Annotated in this window: 8 protein-coding genes and 1 tRNA gene; 7 read left to right on the top strand and 2 right to left on the bottom strand. The window is 29.8% G+C overall.

Translation table 4 applies throughout. The features are described 5' to 3' along the window. The first annotated feature begins 160 nt into the window (after positions 1–160). The 7 genes from MBOVPG45_RS04335 (at position 161) to mgtA (ending at position 18,188) form a co-directional block, all read left to right on the top strand. Positions 161–2,431, top strand: coding sequence for an AAA family ATPase (locus tag MBOVPG45_RS04335; RefSeq protein ID WP_013456018.1), 2,271 nt, complete (start codon positions 161–163; stop codon positions 2,429–2,431). Further along, on the top strand, positions 2,431–2,997 hold the full coding sequence (gene pth, locus MBOVPG45_RS04330; protein WP_013456042.1) for an aminoacyl-tRNA hydrolase: 567 nt from the start codon (positions 2,431–2,433) through the stop codon (positions 2,995–2,997). Before MBOVPG45_RS04335 ends, pth begins: the two co-directional genes overlap by 1 nt. Continuing rightward, positions 2,997–3,857: a tRNA lysidine(34) synthetase TilS gene (tilS, locus tag MBOVPG45_RS04325; RefSeq protein ID WP_013456466.1), complete on the top strand. Its 861-nt coding sequence runs from the start codon at positions 2,997–2,999 to the stop codon at positions 3,855–3,857. The genes pth and tilS overlap by 1 nt, the downstream gene beginning before the upstream one ends. Positions 3,858–3,927: 70 nt before the next feature. After that, positions 3,928–5,958, top strand: coding sequence for an ATP-dependent zinc metalloprotease FtsH (gene ftsH / locus MBOVPG45_RS04320; RefSeq protein WP_013456547.1), 2,031 nt, complete (start codon positions 3,928–3,930; stop codon positions 5,956–5,958). A gap of 180 nt (positions 5,959–6,138) precedes the next feature. Then, entirely contained in the window at positions 6,139–14,265 is an 8,127-nt protein-coding gene (locus tag MBOVPG45_RS04315) for an ABC transporter permease (protein ID WP_013456479.1), read from the top strand. A gap of 6 nt (positions 14,266–14,271) precedes the next feature. After that, a complete protein-coding gene (locus MBOVPG45_RS04310) occupies positions 14,272–15,360 on the top strand; it encodes an ABC transporter ATP-binding protein (protein WP_013456326.1) in 1,089 nt (362 codons plus the stop codon). Between the two features lie 119 nt (positions 15,361–15,479). Continuing rightward, complete coding sequence (gene mgtA, locus MBOVPG45_RS04305; RefSeq protein ID WP_013456346.1) at positions 15,480–18,188, top strand: magnesium-translocating P-type ATPase; 2,709 nt, start codon at positions 15,480–15,482, stop codon at positions 18,186–18,188. Between the two features lie 117 nt (positions 18,189–18,305). Here mgtA and MBOVPG45_RS04300 read toward each other — a convergent pair whose 3' ends face one another. Then, complete coding sequence (locus tag MBOVPG45_RS04300) at positions 18,306–19,550, bottom strand: IS3 family transposase (protein ID WP_013456189.1); 1,245 nt, start codon at positions 19,548–19,550, stop codon at positions 18,306–18,308. Positions 19,551–19,637: 87 nt separating this feature from the next. Continuing rightward, a tRNA-Leu gene (locus tag MBOVPG45_RS04295) sits at positions 19,638–19,721 on the bottom strand. Positions 19,722–19,724 lie beyond the last annotated feature (3 nt).

Here is a 19,724-nt window from a genome sequence, read left to right as displayed (position 1 = left end):
AATAAATAATAATTAATATTGTTAGTTTATAAAGTGTTTATATAACAAGTTATCCACAGTATTCTAACAAGTTATCCACAGTTCATTGTTAATATGTAGTTTGACTATTAATGAGCTTAATTTAATTCATAAGGTTATTATTGCTCTATAATTAATAAAAATGATTGTATCAAGCAACAGTAATCAAGAATTAATTAAATTAAAAGGAAAGTTTTTAACAATCAAATGAAGCGGGGCTGACAGTAGTGGGACAAGAGAGCTCTGGATTTTTGAGTCTATTTCTGACAAAGAACGTTATTTTATTTATAGTAGTAAACAAGGAATTAAAAGTTCTTGTTTTTATGATATTGAAATTAAAGCAAAATCATTTAAACGTTCTAAGTATCAAAACCAATCATACGAATTGATTAGTTGCAAAATTGTTAGTCCTGATAACGACAGTGATGTTGAAAAAATGCTAGTAAGTAATGTTAGCGGCCTAGGGGTAAAAGGGATCCAGAAAATAAAAAAAGAATTAAACTTATCAAGTATAAAAGAGTTATTTAAGGATGTTACTGTTGTCCAAAATGTGCTTAAAACAGCGGTATATGAAAATTTAAAGGCGTTTATTGAAAGTTTCGATCAAAAAGATTATGACTTTTTTTATGAACATGGTCTTTTGAAGCTGTATGACAAACTGCATACAAAATTTGAAAATAAAGATTTTGTTAGCAGGTACAAAAATGGTGGAGATCCATATGAATTATATGTTGATCACTGAATTGATTTTAAACTTGTAGATACTTTTGCTTCGATTATTAATCCTGAGTTAGATGCTTACAAAAAAGTAAGAGCGTTTACTTACAAAATATTAAGAACCAATTTTAGTAGTCTTTGTTCAATGTACTACGATGACACACCGCTTTATAGGCAATTGTGAAATTTTTATGATTTATATAGAAATGATAATTCTGACAATAGTACACTTTTTGAACAATCGTACATTGTTTCATTATTAGGTATATTGTTGGGAAAATATAGTATTCCCAATGATTTAATCATTGAGTCTCTTAAAATAATGATTCAACGTGGTGAAATATATTTTGATAACTTATCTAAAAGACTTTCATTGAATGAAATTTATGAACAAGAACTTTTTATTAGCAAAAAACTTATAAAAATAAGAGATCAAGAAATAAAGAAACAAATTATTCCCTTACCATCACAAAATTTATCAAACGAACAAAAGGAAGCTTATTCTAGTGCATTAAATAATCCGATCTCTGTAATAACTGGCTATCCAGGAACAGGAAAAAGTTATTTAATCACTTATATTGTAGAGACATTATTAGAGGGTAAATATTATAAGAAAAAAGACATTGCTGTTTTAACTCCAACAGGTAGAGCATCTACCATATTAACTTATAAAACAGGTATAGAAGCTAAAACAATTCATAGTTTTTTAAAACTTTCAAAGCCTGATGAAGATGAATCATTCATTGAATCGTTTGAAAAAGAGAACCCAGTCAAAGTTGTTGTGGTTGATGAGTTTTCGATGGTCAGTTTACCAATATTTTATGAATTATTAAAGATATGCAAAAGCATTGAAAAATTAATTCTTGTGGGTGATAGAGACCAATTACCATGTATTGGAAAAGGGAACTTATTAGAAGATATAATAAACAGTCAGAAGTTTCCAACATTTGTATTAAAAGAAGTGCATAGAACAGATAAAATTGACATATTTGACCATTTTATATCTATAAACGAAAACAAGGTTCCAAATTTAAATACTGCTAATGTCAAGTTTATTGAACAAAATGGCACCCAGTTTTTAAATAACATTGTCAGAATATATGAAGAAAAGACTAATAAGTATTCTATTGATAATGTAATAATTTTACTTCCTTCATATTTAGAATTAGGTCAGCCAGGAATAAATGAAGTTAATAAGAGACTTCAGGATTGAAATGTCAAAAGAACAGGCACAAAGAAAAATTTATTTATTTACAATAATTTAACCTTGTTTATAGGTGACAGAGTTATTCAAACAATAAATGATTACGATAAAAACGTGTTCAATGGTGAAATAGGAATTGTTGAAGAGATAAGTTCGAACAACAGAAATGGACATATAATTGTTGCATTTGGAAATGGCAAGAAGATTAAATATACAAAAAGCGAAATTTTAGAGAATTTATCGTTAGCATATGCTATAACAGTGCATAAGTTTCAAGGGTCAGAAGCAAGCTGTGTTATATTCGGGATTTTAAGGAATAGAGTTGAACATATGTTTACTAAAAAATTTATGTATACAGCTGTTTCAAGGGCAAAAGAGGAATTATTGCTCCTTGGGTCAATGGATTTATATGCTCAAAAAATTCAATCCCCGAATGCTGATTTAAAATACTACACAAACTTGAAAATGCTTATTGAGAAAGAGGCAGAATAATGAAATTGATTGTTGGATTAGGAAACCCAGGAAACGAATATAGATTTACAAGACACAATGCAGGGTTTTTAGCAATTGATAAAATTTGTGAAAAGCTAAATATTTCTCTTAATAAAGAGAAATTTAATGGTGAATTTGTCATATCTGACGGATTTATTTTAGCCAGACCTTTGACATATATGAACAAGTCGGGTGATTTTATTTATTCAATAGCTAATTTTTACAAGATTGATTCATCTGACATAATAGTTATTTATGATGATTTAAGTTTTTCAGTTGGACAAGCAGCAATAAAAATTGGTGGTTCTAGTGCCGGACATAAAGGAATAGAAAGCTTAATGAGCAAATTTAAAACTAATGATTTTAAAAGAATTAGAGTAGGAATTGGAGCAAGTAATAATCTATCTATAAAAGACTATGTTCTTTCACTGTTTTCAAAAGAAGAAATGCTTATTATTGAGGAAGTGTTAGAAAAAGTAGCTGATGCTGCAATATCATTAGTTTATAACGACATAAATTATGTGACAAGCAAATTTAATACTGATAATAAAAAGAGAGTTATATAGTGATTTTATTAGGTGTTAGTGGCGGTCCAGATTCAATGTATTTGCTTGATTTGTTATATAGCAAAAGAAAAGATATTGTTGTAGCCACAGTTAACTATAATGTTCGAGAAAACTCATCATATGATGTAGAAGTAGTTAGAAAGTATTGCCAAGAAAAAGAGATTATATTTGAGCACTTAGAAATTGACAAGAACGCCTGTTTTAAAGGAAATTTTGAACAATGGGCGCGAAATATTAGGTTTGATTTTTTCAAAAAACTGTATGAAAAATACAATTGTGAAGCTTTGTATTTAGCACATCAAAAAGACGATTTTATAGAGAGTTATTTTATGCAAAAAGAATCAAACAGGAAGCCTGATTTTTTTGGCATAAGAGCACAAAACGAAATATTTGGAATGAATGTTTTGAGACCACTTGTCAACAAGGTGTTTAAGAGTGAAATTTTAGACTACTTGCATAAAAATAAAATCGATTATGCCTATGATTATACAAATGATTTAACTATTTATACTAGGAACAAAATTAGAGATAGACTAAAAAACCTATCAAACAAGGAAAAAAGTAAAATTATAGATGAAATTAATAAACTAAATCAAAATTTGCAGATGACAGAAAATGAAGTGCTGTCTGAATATATCGAGTGAAAAAATACCAATTTTAGCCAGGACACATTTGCTAAATTCAAAAACAAAGATAGATTAGTTTATAAACTTATTTATGAAAAGTTTTCTAATATTAGCTTATCAAAAGGAAAAATAAATTCAGTAGCAGAGTTTATTCTTAGCAAAAATAGAACAAGCAATTATTTGTTAAAAAATGATGTTTTTATGCAAAAAAAGCACGGAAAATTAGTTTTTTAATTTTCGACTAAATTTTAAAATTACATTAAAATTATAAACAATAATATAAATAAAAAGGAAGGAGAGCTGTATGGAAAACGAAAGAAAGCAAAAGATAGCTAAAATTGTGCTTTGAACAATACTATCAGCAGTAATTCTTTTAATAGTCACATTACTTCTCTGAAACCGTTTTAAACCCAAAGTGAAAGTTGGTAATTTTAACGACTTTTTAAATGATGTGAAAGCAGCCACTGCAAGTTTAGAAGACAATACATACTTAGAGCAAGTAAAACTAGACAGTGTGTCAGATGTCATTAAATATACATTTGTTGATAATGGTGTTGCTAGAAGCCGTGAAATAAGCCTTGGTGGTGAAGTAATTAAGAAAACCTTCTTGTTCCTCCCTGATAAGTTCTTTATTGGAGACAAGGAATTCCTAATTATTAATTTATTAAAACATCCTGGAGTTTCTGCTGACGTTATATCTAATAATTGAAGCACAACAGGAATAGTCTTAGAGAAAACCAACACATTCGCTAGAATTGCGCTTTCAATATTACCTACATTATTATGGATAATTATTCTTTTCTGATTGTACCGTTCAATGATGAAAAGAAGCATGAATATGATTGGTGCTATTGGAGATGAAAAGAACCCAGCACAAAAAATTAAAAGTGATAAAACCTTTAAAGATGTCGCAGGAAACAAAGAAGCAGTTGAAGAAATTAAAGAAATTGTCGACTACTTAAAAAACCCTAAAAAATATGAATTAGCTGGCGCAAGAATGCCACACGGTATTTTATTGGGAGGCCCACCGGGTACTGGTAAAACCTTATTAGCCAAAGCAACCGCAGGTGAAGCCAATGTTCCTTTTTACTTTATTTCAGCATCAAACTTTGTTGAAATGTTTGTCGGTTTAGGAGCAAAAAGAGTTAGAACTGTTGTTGATGAAGCTCGTAAAAATGCACCCGCAATAATCTTTATTGATGAACTTGATGCAATAGGTAGAACTAGAGGATCAGGTATTGGTGGCGGTCATGATGAACGTGAACAAACACTTAACCAGTTGCTTGTTGAAATGGATGGGATGAAGGAAAACAACGGAATTCTATTCTTTGCAGCAACAAACAGGACTGACGTTTTAGACCCTGCATTAACCCGTCCTGGTAGATTTGACAGAACAATTACTGTTGGACTTCCTGATGTTAAAGAACGTGAAGAAATTCTTAACTTACATGCTAAAGGCAAGAGAGTATCTCCAAATGTTAACTTAGCTCAAGTTGCAAAAAGAACCCCTGGTTACTCTGGTGCTCAATTAGAAAATGTTATAAATGAAGCTGGATTGCTTGCTGTTAGAAGAGACTCGGAAATCATTGAGCGTGATGACATTGACGAAGCTATAGACAGAGTAATGGCAGGACCTGCTAAGAAGAATAGAGTTATAACTAAGAGTGAATTAACAATGGTAGCCTACCATGAGGCAGGACATGCTGTTGTTGGTATTAAAATGCCCGGTGCAAATAAAGTACAAAAAATTACTATTATTCCTCGTGGTCAAGCAGGCGGATATAACTTAATGACACCCGAAGAAGAAAAGTACAATCTCACCAAAAAAGAACTTATTGCTATGATCACTAGTTTTATGGGCGGTAGAGCTGCTGAAGAAATTATTTATGGAAAAGAAAATGTTTCAACAGGAGCTTCTGATGACTTACATAAAGCAACTAAGATTGCTAGAAAAATGGTCACTGAGTGAGGTATGTCTGAACTAGGTCCTATCCAATATGAACAAGATGAAGGATCTCCATTCCTAGGAAGAGACTATTTAAAGTCAGCACAATTTTCTGCTCAAGTTGCACATGAAATTGATATCGAAGTTAGAAACATAATAACTGAAGCCGAAAAGAAAGCTAAGGAAATTATTGAAGAAAACAGAGAACTTCATGAATTGATTAAAACAGCATTATTGGAAAAAGAAACAATAGTTGCTGAAGAGATTGAGTATATTGCTAAAAATATGAAGCTTCCTTCAGAGAAAAAAGAAGAAAAATCCGAAAATATTAACTTAACAATTGATGATATTTTAGAAGGAAAGTCTGAAGAAAAACCGGAAACGATGTAAAAACATCGTTTTTTTCTTTTTAGAAGAAGGAAAACGCATAATTGTTAGTTTGTCTAAAATACCTATAAAAAAGGAATAGGCAGTCTTAAACTTAGGCAGACTGCTGTGAAAATTAAATAATTTATTTTTAATAAATTATATTTATAATTTCTACACTTTATATTTAGGATTAAATTTGCTATGTGGAGATTATCAAAAGAAGTTTTTAAGTCCTTATCAAAAAACAAAATTATGGTCATAGGCTTAAGTATACTTATTTTCATTACTTCAGCTGTTTTTACCTTGCTTTCATCACTAAGATCATCAATTGTTTCTGGTTTTGAAAATTATAAAAAATTATCTGTTAAACATGATTTATCTGTTGACTTAAATTTACCTAGCCAGGGTAGTGCATACAACCAGGGTTATTTTGTTAATGGAGAAGTTTTAGGGCATAATGGAGTTAAGGAATATAAACCAATTAAGTATTATTTAGCTAACGGGACTGGAGAATATAGAGATTCTGTTGAAAATGTCTTGTATTTACAAAATACAGAGTTTATTAAACTGAGTGATTTTACTGGTATTGATGAAAATAATGAAAGCAATAGCAACTACTATCTTAGAAGAGATGATTTGGATATTTTATATTCAATTTATAGTTCTAATAAAAACAATTCAATTGTTGAATTTAAGCTAGGGAACAATGAAAACGATGCAAACAATGCTAGTTTTAAATTAAAACAAACTGATAGAACTTTTAACATTTATGAGAAAAAAAGCAACAAATTTGAAATTGTTAGACACACCCAAAGTTTAAATAGTTCTGATAAAGTTAAATTCGATAAAGACAATCTCAAGCTTTCAGATTTAATGATCTTAAAAAAAGGAACCGATTCTAGCAAGCCAAATATTGTTTATGCTGAACAAGTTCAACCCTTATTTATAAATGTTTTAGACAAAAAGATCACAAATGAATATAGTGTTGGTAATAGTTGGGTAGCCGAAAATAAAGGAATTATTATTCCTGCTAATGAATGAATTGAAAAGTTTGGATTTAAAAAACTTGGAGACAACAATTTTGTCTTTATAAATGAAGGTAATAATGATGTCAAATTATCAAAATTTTTGGACAAAGCTGAGTCAAATAACTCGGAATTATTGGATGAAAAGTCAAAAGTAAAAGGCGAGTGAACAATTAGTGATTTTTATGATAAATCAACAATAGACGCAAAACCAGCAAAAACTATAACAATCAAAAAAGACACTAAAATAACAATTAATAAGAATTTGCTTGCTAAAAAATATAGAAATGTCTCATTTGAAAGATGGAATTATCATACAACATATGTTGGTGATAAGAAAAATCAATGAACTGGTGCTTTTAAAACATTTGTTGATGAACTTGAAAAAAGCAAAGATGATCATAATTCAGCTAATTATAGGAAGTGAAAAAACTTAAAAGAGTTTTCAAACTGAACAAAAAATATAAAAACTGTTTTTGTGCCATATGGTTCATCTAATTTTCCTAAAAAAGAAGTTAATATAAGTACATTAATTAACGAATTAGATGCAAAGCAAAAATTATATAACAGCGATGATACAAACAATAATATTTCTGAATCAAGATCAAATTTTCCAGGCGGATCTACCTATAAAATTGGTAAATCTGGTGCAAAGACTATAGCTGAAATTGAAACATTTATTGATAAAAAAGATCCTAATTATGAGAGAAAGTTGCTTGACGCAATAAATGATAAAGACTTAAAAAATAAAAATTTTAACTTTATAAAGCAAGAAGCATATGAAGTAACTAAAAACATAATCATAGACAAGATTGCTAAAGAGGTTGGTGGTAGAAAAAATATAGGTTTAAGAAAAACTATAACTGTTGATGCAATAGATGAAAAGACAAAGAAGCAAAATGTTTTTCATTTCATAAACACTGGAGATGAAAACGGTGAAGTTGATGGCATAAAACTTAATGTCGGCAAGCTTTTCGGAGAACAAAAGAACAAAAGTGCACTTATACCAACTAGTAGATTTGATGAATCAGTTTATAGGCAAAATCAATTACCTCCTTATATTGCTTCGCTTCTTATCCAGACTATAGGCAAGAATCTTTTTCCAGATCCTAAGTATGTTGAACCAATTTATGAATTTGCTGAAGTCACTGATATGAATCCAGTTACAAAAGCTATTCGTAAGGAAAATTCAAAAATTGTTTTATTAAACAAATATTTAGTTAATGAGAATAATAGAAGTATTGATCAAAATACACTAGAGAGTGAGTACAAGAAATTAAATTTAGGGATAACCTTTAGAGGAAATAGGTATAAATTAGTTACTTTAGCAGATTCTAACAATCAGCTTTTTTGAAAAACTGTATATGGTGAAGGCATAGACCAATTAGGGTTTGATAAAGGTCTTTTAACAAAGTGAATGGAGCAAAACAAGATTACTTTAGCAACCAAATTTATTAAAACTGATGATGAAGGCTGAGTTAAAAAAGACCAAACATTAGCAAACATTTCGTATGTTCCGACACAATTTTTGTCTCCAAAAGCAGAATTAATTAATGATATTTTAGCAACAGGCAAGGTTGACTTTCTCTCTGAAGCAATCGAAAAGGAATTATTAGATTCAGCATTAGTTAAAGAAGAATTTATTTCACAGGAAAATGTTTTTTTAATTACAAATGCGCTTAAGAAAGTATTAAACAACAATAATTTTGCTAGCGCATTTACATCATCAAAAATAAATAGAGAATTGTTACCAAAAATTGGGTTAGATTTACTTTATGAGCTTAGTCATAGTGATTCTGGCAATATTTTCAAAAGTGTTTTATTCAATATTTTTGAAAAGATTAAAGCTAAAATAAGTGAAAAAGGCACACTTGAAAATCAAAAGAAATATGTAATTGATGAGGTAAATAATATTTACTCATTAATTAATGGATTAGCAGGCATTGATATTAGTAAATATTTAAGTGCTGAAGATATTGTTAATTTTTCAGAAGATCCTAAAGAAGTTATTGATGCGTTTCAAAATATAATAACTAGTATAGATGCTTATAAGTTTAGTCAATATGCTAATGATTGATATAAAAATGAGTGAAGGAAGCAAGTTGATCATAATAAGGACAAATACACTAACAGACTAAGCTCTGGATTGTTGATTAACTGATTATTTAAGTCGGTTGACCAAAAAACTCTTAAAACAGGGCTTAAGAAACTAATAGATAATTTAGATTTTGAAAAAATAGTTAGTTTAGATGATAAAAATAGTTTTCTATATAAGAAATTAAATTCATCTGTGCCTTCGTTAATTGATGGAATTAATGTATTGCTTAAAAAAATAAGCAAAGATGGAAAATTCGACAACATTAAAACAGGGCTAAACAGCATTCTGCAAAATATTGATTTCAACGTTTTATCTGACTACCTAGATAATCATTTAGAAACTAATTATTTTGAATATAAAAAATCAACATTTGATTATGAATTAAATAAAGAGAAGGTGTTAAAAGAAAAAGTAGCACTTAAAACCATAAGACCTAAAGATGGAATGATGGCCTTAATTTACGGATTATTCAAGAATCCAGGCACAAACAGAGAATTTAAAGATAATCTTATTAAGATGTTTAATCTATCTAGTAAGGTTACTGAATCAAAAGTAGAAAATGGGACAGGCACAACAATAATTCCAGATAGTGATCCTGATAAACTTAGCTTTAGTGACTTTCTTGCATTTTTCCCTGCACTTTTAAGTTCTGACCAATCCAAAGCAATATTCAAAAATCAACAAATTTTCAATGAAATTGACAAAGCAAAACAACATATTATCAGCATTTTATTACATAAAAGAAACTCAGCCAATATATTTGATTTAGATGTTAAAGTAGTTGAAACACTAAAAAGATTTAATGTTATTTCTAATGAGACGATTATTAATCAACAAGTAATTGATAAACTTACTAATATAGAAAACTTCCTTAAACAAACAACAACCAGCATAAACGAAAAAATAAAGGTTGTTGATGAAAAAAATAAAACGCTTGCTGATTTGATTTATGACTTCAACAACTTTAGTGATGGAGATGCCACTTGGCAAACATTTAAAAGTTTAATTGGAGCTTATGGACAAGCAAGCATAACTAATAAATTTTCACTAGGTGCACAAGCTTTTGATCTACTATTGCCTTGAATTAATATGCTTGCATTTAATAAGGAAGCAAACCAAAAAGAAGCATTAAAGTTTATTAACGATTTCTTAAAATTAAGCATTGATTCAGATATATTAAAGCATATTAATAAGCTAGCCGAAGATGAAAACTTACCAAGTTCTGCAGACAATAAATTCGGGCTTTCAATAGCATTACATAGGCCTGAACAGGTTACATTATTTAATCAAAATAACGGCAAATTTACTAATGATAAAGTCGAAAAATTAGCAAGCGAAAATCCAAAGTTTAGGAAGTACTTAATTAGCCAAAAACGCAGTTTAATAGAGCTTTTAGGATTAATTGGTGCCAGTCAACAATACTCAAAACATGAGACAGAGCCTATTGAAGAAGGCAAAATTTATGCACCTAACGGTATTTATTATGAAACTATTAAGAAGTCAGTAGATAAATACTTTTCAACTAAAGAATTTTGAGACATAAGAGATATTGCATTATCAATTACAAGATCTATGCAAATTAACTTCCCAATTGAGCTATTTGGCCTATCTAGAATAATTATTAATCCAGTCTTAAGAAGTATGTATCCACAGTTAATGACTTCATTTCTTTCAACTCAAAAGAAAAATTTAGGAAGCATTAATGGCAATCTTGCATATATAGTTTTAAGCAGAATTGGTAATTTTGAAGAAATTATTAGAGATGAATCTAAAAAGTCAGAACTAGAAGCTTATTTTGAACAAATATGATCAAACAATGACACATCATTAGTTCCTTTAGATTACAATGAAGAAATTACACTTTCTTTAGATGGCGCTAGAATTAATAAGTTATTTAATGAAAATAACAAAAAAACAACAGTTTTTGGTATTGACTTTATGAACTTGGCTGGTAAGGTTATAAACGGAATTGTTGAACCTAAAGAATTAAAAGATATAGTGTTTAATGATATTAATAGCTACTATGCAAAAGTTAATTATGCATACTTAGCGAAGAATAATAAAGCTATATATAATGGCACACTTCCAAAAAACAATGTTGAAATGGAGAGCTTAATTAACACAATTGATGATAAATATATTTTAGATGTCAATGGCATTAAGTTCTTAATAGTTGGTGAAGATACAACAATTGATTATATTTACCCTGTAATAGATGAAAATCATTTACAAGTTAATACTCAGAATCAAGCATTAGTTTATTTAAATAATTATGGTTTTTCTAGAGTTGTTGCTGCTTATCAAGGAAATGTTATTAAAAAGAATTTATTAGTTGTTAATGGTTCGAAAAACAGCAATGAAGTTGCAAAAAGAAATATCATTAATATAGTTGATAGTTCGATTAGCGATGCTAATAAGTTAAAGAGAGTCTTTTTGTACAATGAATTAGATCCAATTAACCCTGAAAGAGCATTAAGAATCACAACAATTGAAAGAATGATAGGTGTTATTTCATCATCAATAATTGCTCTTATGACACTATTTATTATTATGGTGTCAGTTGCCATAATATTCATTATTAGAAGGTACATAGCAAACAAGGCAAAAGTATTTGGTATATTACTAGCACAAGGTTATAAATCAATTGAGATTGCAATTTCATTATTATCGTTTGCTGCGGTAACTTCATTAATTGGTGGTATATTAGGATATTCAATTGGGTTTAGAACACAAATACTATTACAAAATGTGTTTTCTAATTACTGAACGCTGCCTAAGTCGGCTATACCTTTTGACTTCTTCGCGCTTTTCTTTAATGTGTTTATTCCATTTATTGGAATGAGTTTGTTAATTATAGTAGTGGCACTTATTTCATTAAGAAAGAGTTCAATTGACTTAATTACTGGTGTGGACGAAGCTCCTAAAGGCAAACTATTCACATTTATGAAGAAGAAGTTTATTAACAAGAAAAATGTCAAGAAGCGTTTCCGTTTCACTCTTGCTTATAGCGGTTTCTGGAAATTAGCATCCTTTGGCAGTTCTGTGCTACTTACATCAATAGCAACAATGTTCGGGTTAGCTAACTTTAAGTCTTTCAATAAAACAATTAATGACACTTATAAAAATAGAGATTATAAATTTAAGGTGGATTTAGAATCGTCTACTGTTGAAGGCGGAGATTATTCATTATATAATCCAAAAGAACTAAATAACCTGATTTATACTCCTATTGGTTCATTGAATGAAGGAAATAGAGAGACCGCAGATTACTTTAAGCCTGGCAAGTCAAGCATAATTAATCCAAATAACAATGATAATGGTATGCCAAGTGATAAGTCGCCGCATATACTGTCACAATTTAGCGTTAATGTTACAGTAGATGCAGGTGTATCAGCAGATCCATGATTAATTGCTTATAACGGAATGCCTGATAGTCAGAAGGCTAAAATAGATAAAATTAGAGATCTAGTTGGCCACCAATTAGAATGGACACAAAGTCTTGATGACAATGGAGAATTAATTACTGATCCTAATAAGCCTATAATCAAGGTTGATTCAAATGGACTTATGTCTTATGAAGATGGATCTGGAAAGAAATATGATTTCTTTAAGTACTACAAGTCACCTAATGATAAACAAGGAAGTTTTAGACTTGCTCATTGAGATGAAGTTAATAAAGAATATGTAATGAAGATTATCAAAACAGGAAATTCTGGTGGAAGGAAAGAATACAGAGATTTCTTAGTAAGAGCATATAAAAAGAATGATGTTATAAGAAAGCAACATGAAAAGATGATTGCTAGTGGTAAATCAATAACAAATCCTATCCGCAATTGAACTAAATCAAATAACAGTTCTGACTTTTGATTAATTGATAAATCAGACTTAAATAGACAATGAGTAAATGACTATTTTATAGGCTTTGGTGGTGTTTTATTTGATAAAAGTTATGATGAAACATACACATATTTAAGCGGAACATATAATAATGTATCTGCAAAGATATATGGATATAGAAAACCTGTTGATTTTAAAAATGCTAAAGTCAAGCTAATTGACAAAGCAGGTAATAATTTATATGAAGTCTTAGACAAATATGAAGTTAAGAATAATGTGTATCCATTAGTTGTTAATGATGTGTTTGCTAAGAAACACAAATTAGGCATAAATGATTTAATTGACTTCAAAATCGGAAATAGAGTTGACAGATACAAGCAAAAAATAATTGAAAAAATTTATGAAAATGACCCTGTGAAACAGGCTGATTTAAAAAATGAGTACAACAAAAAGACAAATGCTAAATTCCAAATAGTTGGCATAAATCCAACATATATAAATGATGAGTTAATAACAACTCACAAAGCAGCAAATCTATTAATAGGTATGACTGACATTGATAATGGTTTTAATGGTGTGCTTACTCAGAATGCTAATCCTGTTCAAGTCACTGAATCTGCTGGTCTTTATTCAGTAAGTGGATATTGAGCTGGTCTTGATGGATTTGATGTCAGTTCACTTGATAATGGAACTGTTGAAAAAATGTTTGATGAAATATTTGGAAGTCCTGACAAAAAAGGTGTGATAGAAACTCAACATGGTTTAACTAAAAATGAAATTGCCAAATTCTTAGATTCAAGCGCAAATGAATTTAGTAAGTCATTATATGAAAGCGCAAAGAGCTCTGCTAAGTTGCATATTGATGAATTTAGCAAAATTTATAATAATAAATTGTATATTGCTCTAAGCAGCTCAATCGATTCAAAAGATATTGAAGTTGGTTTTGTTCTTCAGGTTGGATCAACCATAGAACAAATTAGTATTTTTATAATAGTTATAAACTTTGTGATTTCGTTGATCATTCTGATTATAATGTCATCAATCATTGTCAGCGAAAATGAAAGAAATATAGCTATATGGTCAATATTAGGATACTCACAAAAAGAAAAATTAATGATGTTCTTTGGTGCATTTATACCATTCTTAGTTAGTGCTATAGTTATTTCAATACCAATTGTAATTGCGTTGATCAGTGTATTTAGCGGTTTCTTGCTTTCTTCGTCTTCAATTGCATTGCTATTATCATTAAAATGATGACATGTTCTTATTACTTCAGGTTTAATGCTTACTATATTTGCTATAACATCTATATCAGTTTGAGTAACAATTAATAAGATGAAGCCTGTTGACTTATTGAAAGGTAAATAACAGCTTATGAATATTAACAATAATGAAGACAAGGACTTATTTAAAATGGATGAGTCACCCGAGACAGTTAAAAATGGTAATTTAGATAACAATAAGTTGAGCTCAAAGGCAAAGCATAAAAGAAAAATTGAAAGCAAAAATAAACATAAGAATGATCAAGAACTAAGTGCTGAAGAAATTATTGATGAGAACCTACAGACTGTTGAAATAGGCACAAACGTTAAAATTACTAAAGAAAATTTGTTTGATATTTTAGATCTGAACAGCAAGAACAAAAATATCATTGTGCCTAGAAAAATAAGATCTATTTTGAATAGAATAAACAGCAGACCAAGAAAAAAGGATAAGGGTTTTCATACCAAAAATACACCAGGAACAGTAATTGAGGTTAAAAATGCAAGCAAATACTATGTCAACGATAATATTGTTACCAGAGTATTAAAAAACGTTTCAATGGATGTTAAACAAGGTGAAATGATGCTTATATACGGAGTTTCTGGTGGCGGGAAAAGTACGCTCCTAAATCTAATTAGTGGTTTAGACAGACCTACTAAAGGTGATGTAATAGTTTGTGATGAAAACCTTCCCTATTTATCAAACAATAAATTGACTTCATTTAGAAGAAAACATGTTAGTTTCATTTTCCAAAACTATAATTTGTTAGCTAATCTTAATGCTTATGATAATGTCGAAACTGGTGGTTATTTACAAACTGATAAGTCGAAAAAATTAGACATTATTGAATTGTTCAAAAAGTTTGAAATGGAAGAAGAAATGCATAAATTCCCTTCTCAAATGTCTGGAGGACAACAACAAAGAGTTTCAATTATGAGAGCACTATCTAAGAACTCTGAGATTATTTTCGCTGATGAGCCAACGGGTGCATTGGACGAAAGTACAACTAAGATTGTGCTTAGAATTTTGTATGAAATAAACAAACAAAATGGAACAACTGTTGTAATGGTTTCTCATAACCCAGTTATGGCAGCAATGGCTGATAGAATTGTCTATGTTGTTGAAGGAAGAATTCAAAAAGTAGAAGTCAATAAAAATCCGGTTAACCCTGACCAAATCGACTTGTTTAAAGGGGAATAAGAAAAGGCACAACTATGTGCTTTTTTCGTTTAGAATAATACAATAAGCATGAGAAGTTATAAAAGCGAATAATGCTTTATAATTTTTTAATATAAATATATTAAAAAGAGAGGAGTTATATGTTAAAAAGCAAAAAAAATAAAAATGCAAATTTATCTAGAGCGCAACAAGACCTTATTGCGGCATCAAAAATGAATATAAGTGAACTTTGTAATAAATATAACTCCAGTGTCAATGGATTTCAAAATGATGAGCAAGTTGTTTTAAATAAAAGTGAGTACGGAGCCAACATTTTAAGCAAAAAGAGCAAGAATTCTGTTTTAAAAAGAATAGTTGATGCTTTTTTCAACCCATTTTCAATCATTTTGATTATTCTTTCACTCATTTCAATAATTGTTGACATAATTTTACCCCTAAGAAAAGGCGAAAGTGCTGAACCGGCAACCATAATAATAATCATGTCAATGGTTATAATTAGCGGGATTTTACATATTGTTGAAGACACCAAAAGTAGCTCATCTGCAGCCAAATTAGTCAAAATGGTTCAAACAACCACCAAGGTTGAGAGACAAGGAATAAACTATGAAATTCCACTTGATGAGGTTGTTGTTGGAGATATTATTCATCTAGCAGCGGGAGATATTATACCTGCTGATGTTAGGATTATTAGTGCAAAAGATTTGTTCGTTTCTCAGTCATCGTTAACTGGCGAAAGTGAAGCAATTGAGAAATTTGTTTCAATTGACTATGACTATGAATATCAAAATGTTACTGATAGGCATAATCTAGCCTTTATGGGATCAAACATAATTTCCGGGAGTGCAAAGGCAATAGTAATAGTAACCGGTGATGAAACTTACTTAGGACAAGTAGCGCAAAAAATTAATGAAAAGCCAGTTAAGTCTAATTTTGAAAAAAGTATAAGCTCAATATCATGGTTACTTTTTAGAATAATGATCACTGTTGTACCAATTGTTTTTTTAATTGCAGGAGCAAAGAATTTTAGAGATGGCCAAAAGTGATTAGAAGCTTTAATGTTTGCAATTTCAGTTGCAGTTGGTCTTACCCCAGAAATGTTACCGATGATTGTAACAAGCACGCTTGCCAAAGGCGCATCAAAAATGTCTAAAAGTAAGACAATTGTTAAGAGCTTAAGCTCAATTCAAAACTTTGGTGCTATGGATGTGTTTTGTACTGACAAAACTGGAACATTGACAATGGATCAGGTGGCACTAGAGATGCACCTTGACGTTTTAGGGAATGAAAATATAAGAGTTTTAAGGTACGGATTTTTAAATAGTTACTACCAAACTGGTCTTAAAAATTTACTTGATTTATCAATAATAAATAAAACTGACGAATTAAGCGATATTCATGAAGAGCTACGAAATATAGAAAATGTTTATGAGAAAATAGATGAAATTCCGTTTGACTTCAACAGAAAGAGAATGAGTGTTTTAGTTAAAAATAAGAACAAAAACACCGGAATTGAAATGGTAACTAAGGGAGCTGTTGAAGAAATATTATCAGTATGCAATACTTTAGAACTTAATGGAAAAATTGTTGGCTTAGATCAAACAATGATCAATAAAGTTCTTGTTCAAGTTGATAAACTTAATGATCAAGGTATGCGCGTTATTGCTGTGGCTAGAAAAAAGAATCCAAATAAGGTTGGACAGTTTAGTGTTTCTGATGAGAAGGAAATGACATTAATTGGTTATTTAGCATTCTTAGACCCTCCAAAAGAATCAACAGCCTCTGCCATCAAAAATCTCTATGAACACGGTGTGGACGTCAAAATTCTTACTGGCGACAATGCAAGAGTAACTAAAGCAATTTGTGCCAAAGTTGGTATGAAAACTGATGGTGTAATTCTTGGTAAAGATTTAATTAACCTAAATGATGAAGAATTAAGAGAAATTGTTGAAAAGCACAATATTTTTGCAAAATTAAGCCCAGATCAAAAGGCAATTATTATTGGAGCTTTAAGAGCCAACGGTCATGTTGTTGGTTATATGGGCGATGGAATCAATGATGCTCCTGCTATGAAAACGGCTGATGTGTCTATTTCTGTGGACACCGCAGTCGATATTGCTAAAGAAAGTGCAAATATTATTCTTTTAGAAAAAGATCTTAATGTTTTAGCAACAGGTGTGGTTGAAGGTCGCAAGACATATGCCAATATGAACAAGTACATTAAGATGACATTAAGTAGCAACTTTGGGAATATTTTTAGTATTTTAATTGCTGCGATAATATTGCCATTTGTGCCACTATTAGCAACTCAAATACTATTTTTAAATCTTGTTTATGACATTATATGTGGAACAATTCCTTGAGATAAAGTTGACAACAAATTTATCCAAAAACCACGGAAGTTCAACACCAAAAGCATTATAAAGTTTATGTTGTGATTTGGCCCAACTAGCTCTATTGTAGACATCTTAGCCTTTGTTATTTTAAACTGGCTATTTATTCCAAAGCTATATCCAAATATCAGTCCTAATTCCACAGAGTGAATTGCATTGTTCCAAACAGGATGATTCATAATTTCTATGTGAACACAAAGTTTAGTAATTCATTTTATAAGAACAGAGAAGATACCTTTTATTCAATCAAGGCCGTCTTGAATGTTGCTATTTGCAACATTAGGCGGAATTGCAATAGTTACTGCAACACCATATATTCCTGGACTTAATGGATTGCTTGGACTTAAAGCACTTAATCCTTGGTTCTACTTATTATTGGCTTCTTTGGTAATTCTATACATTTCATTAGTAATGATAGTCAGGTTAATTTACAAGAAAAAATATAAGGAAATATTGTAGCTTTTACAATATTTTTTTGTCTATAAAACAGACTTATTAGTGATATTTGGATGCAAAAAAAAATAAAAAAAATAGCCTGAAAGCTAAACTAGGACAATAAAAATAGACATTAAATTTTTATTTTTTACAAAATTCCACTCACAATTCATGTGGAGTTTTGTAATTAAATTTCTTGAGCATTCGCTCATTATTATACCAATCAATGAATCTATTTAGATGACGCTCAAGTTCCTTAAGCGTCATTTTCTTAACACTTTTCTCAAAATTTTCAAACATTTCAGTTTTAAGTACTGAGAAAAAGTATTCAATTTCTCTATTGTCAAGAGAATTGCCAATTCTTGACATTGATACTTTTCCATTAAGTCTTTCAATTAACTGAAGATATTCTTTAGATGAATATTGACTTCCGTGGTCAGAATGTATAACAAAATTTTTGGGAAAATTAACTTTTTTAATATTATCAATAACCAATGAATTATCATTGTACAAAGACAGGTTAAAACCTAAAATTTTTTTGGTTTTATGATGAATAACGGCCGACATATATACAAAATTTTGATCAACATCTATTGGCGAAGGTATGTATGTAACATCAGTAGCATAGATATCATTATATATGCCATCATAGTCACGAGAAGCAATATTTTGAAACGTTACAGCCACATTCTTAGATTCTTTTGTTCTTTTTGCTTTTCTTATTCTACAAACTAGTCCAAGTTTTTTCATTATTCTACCTAAAGTCCTATAATTAAGCTTTATTTGTTTATTTTTGCTAATATAAGCAGCCAATCTTTCTCTGCCGAAAATGCCTCCAGTTTCTTTAAAAGCTTGAACTACAGTGTTCTCTAATTCAAGATTCTTTTCTTTAATCATTTTCAATTTTTTTAGCTTTTTATAGTATGTAGATTTTTTAATTTTAAGCAATGACATAATAACTTTGTTCGATACCTTAAAGGGAAATGAATTCTTTATTTTGGTAACTGTTTCTTTAAATTTGTCCTTTTTTATCTTCTTAATTTCGTCATCTGTAGAAATTATTTTTATTATCTTTATCAAATCTTCTTTATTTAGATCATTTAAAAATTCATCTAATATTTCATCATTTGATTTTGTCTTTTTTGGCCTGCCGGAACCTTTACCTTTTTTAGGCGATCTTCCACTCATTGATTCTATGTTCATACCTAAATTATATCTTTTATACTTATTCACTAATCTCTTTCATTGATCGTCAGAAATGTGTTTTACATTTTTTATTTTCATCATTTCATTCAAAAAACATTTTTTAGTGAGTTCCCCAGATCTATGTTTTTCGTATTTTTCAAACAAATATTTCCATTCATTAACACTTAACTGCTTAGCCATTTTTATCTCCAACAAAAAACATCAGCAAATTTGCTGATGTCTACTTTTTTTGTCCTAGTGTAAGCTATTATGGCGAGTTTGGTCATATGGTCCCCAAGACAGGACTTGAACCTGCACGGATTTCTCCAGTAGATTTTGAGTCTACGGTGTCTGCCATTCCACCACTTGGGGAGT

It is taken from the genome of Mycoplasmopsis bovis PG45 (assembly GCF_000183385.1).
Classification (GTDB): domain Bacteria; phylum Bacillota_I; class Bacilli_A; order Mycoplasmatales; family Metamycoplasmataceae; genus Mycoplasmopsis; species Mycoplasmopsis bovis.
The sequence above is the reverse complement of the archived record's forward strand: the minus strand, read 5'-3'. Positions and strand labels throughout refer to the sequence as shown.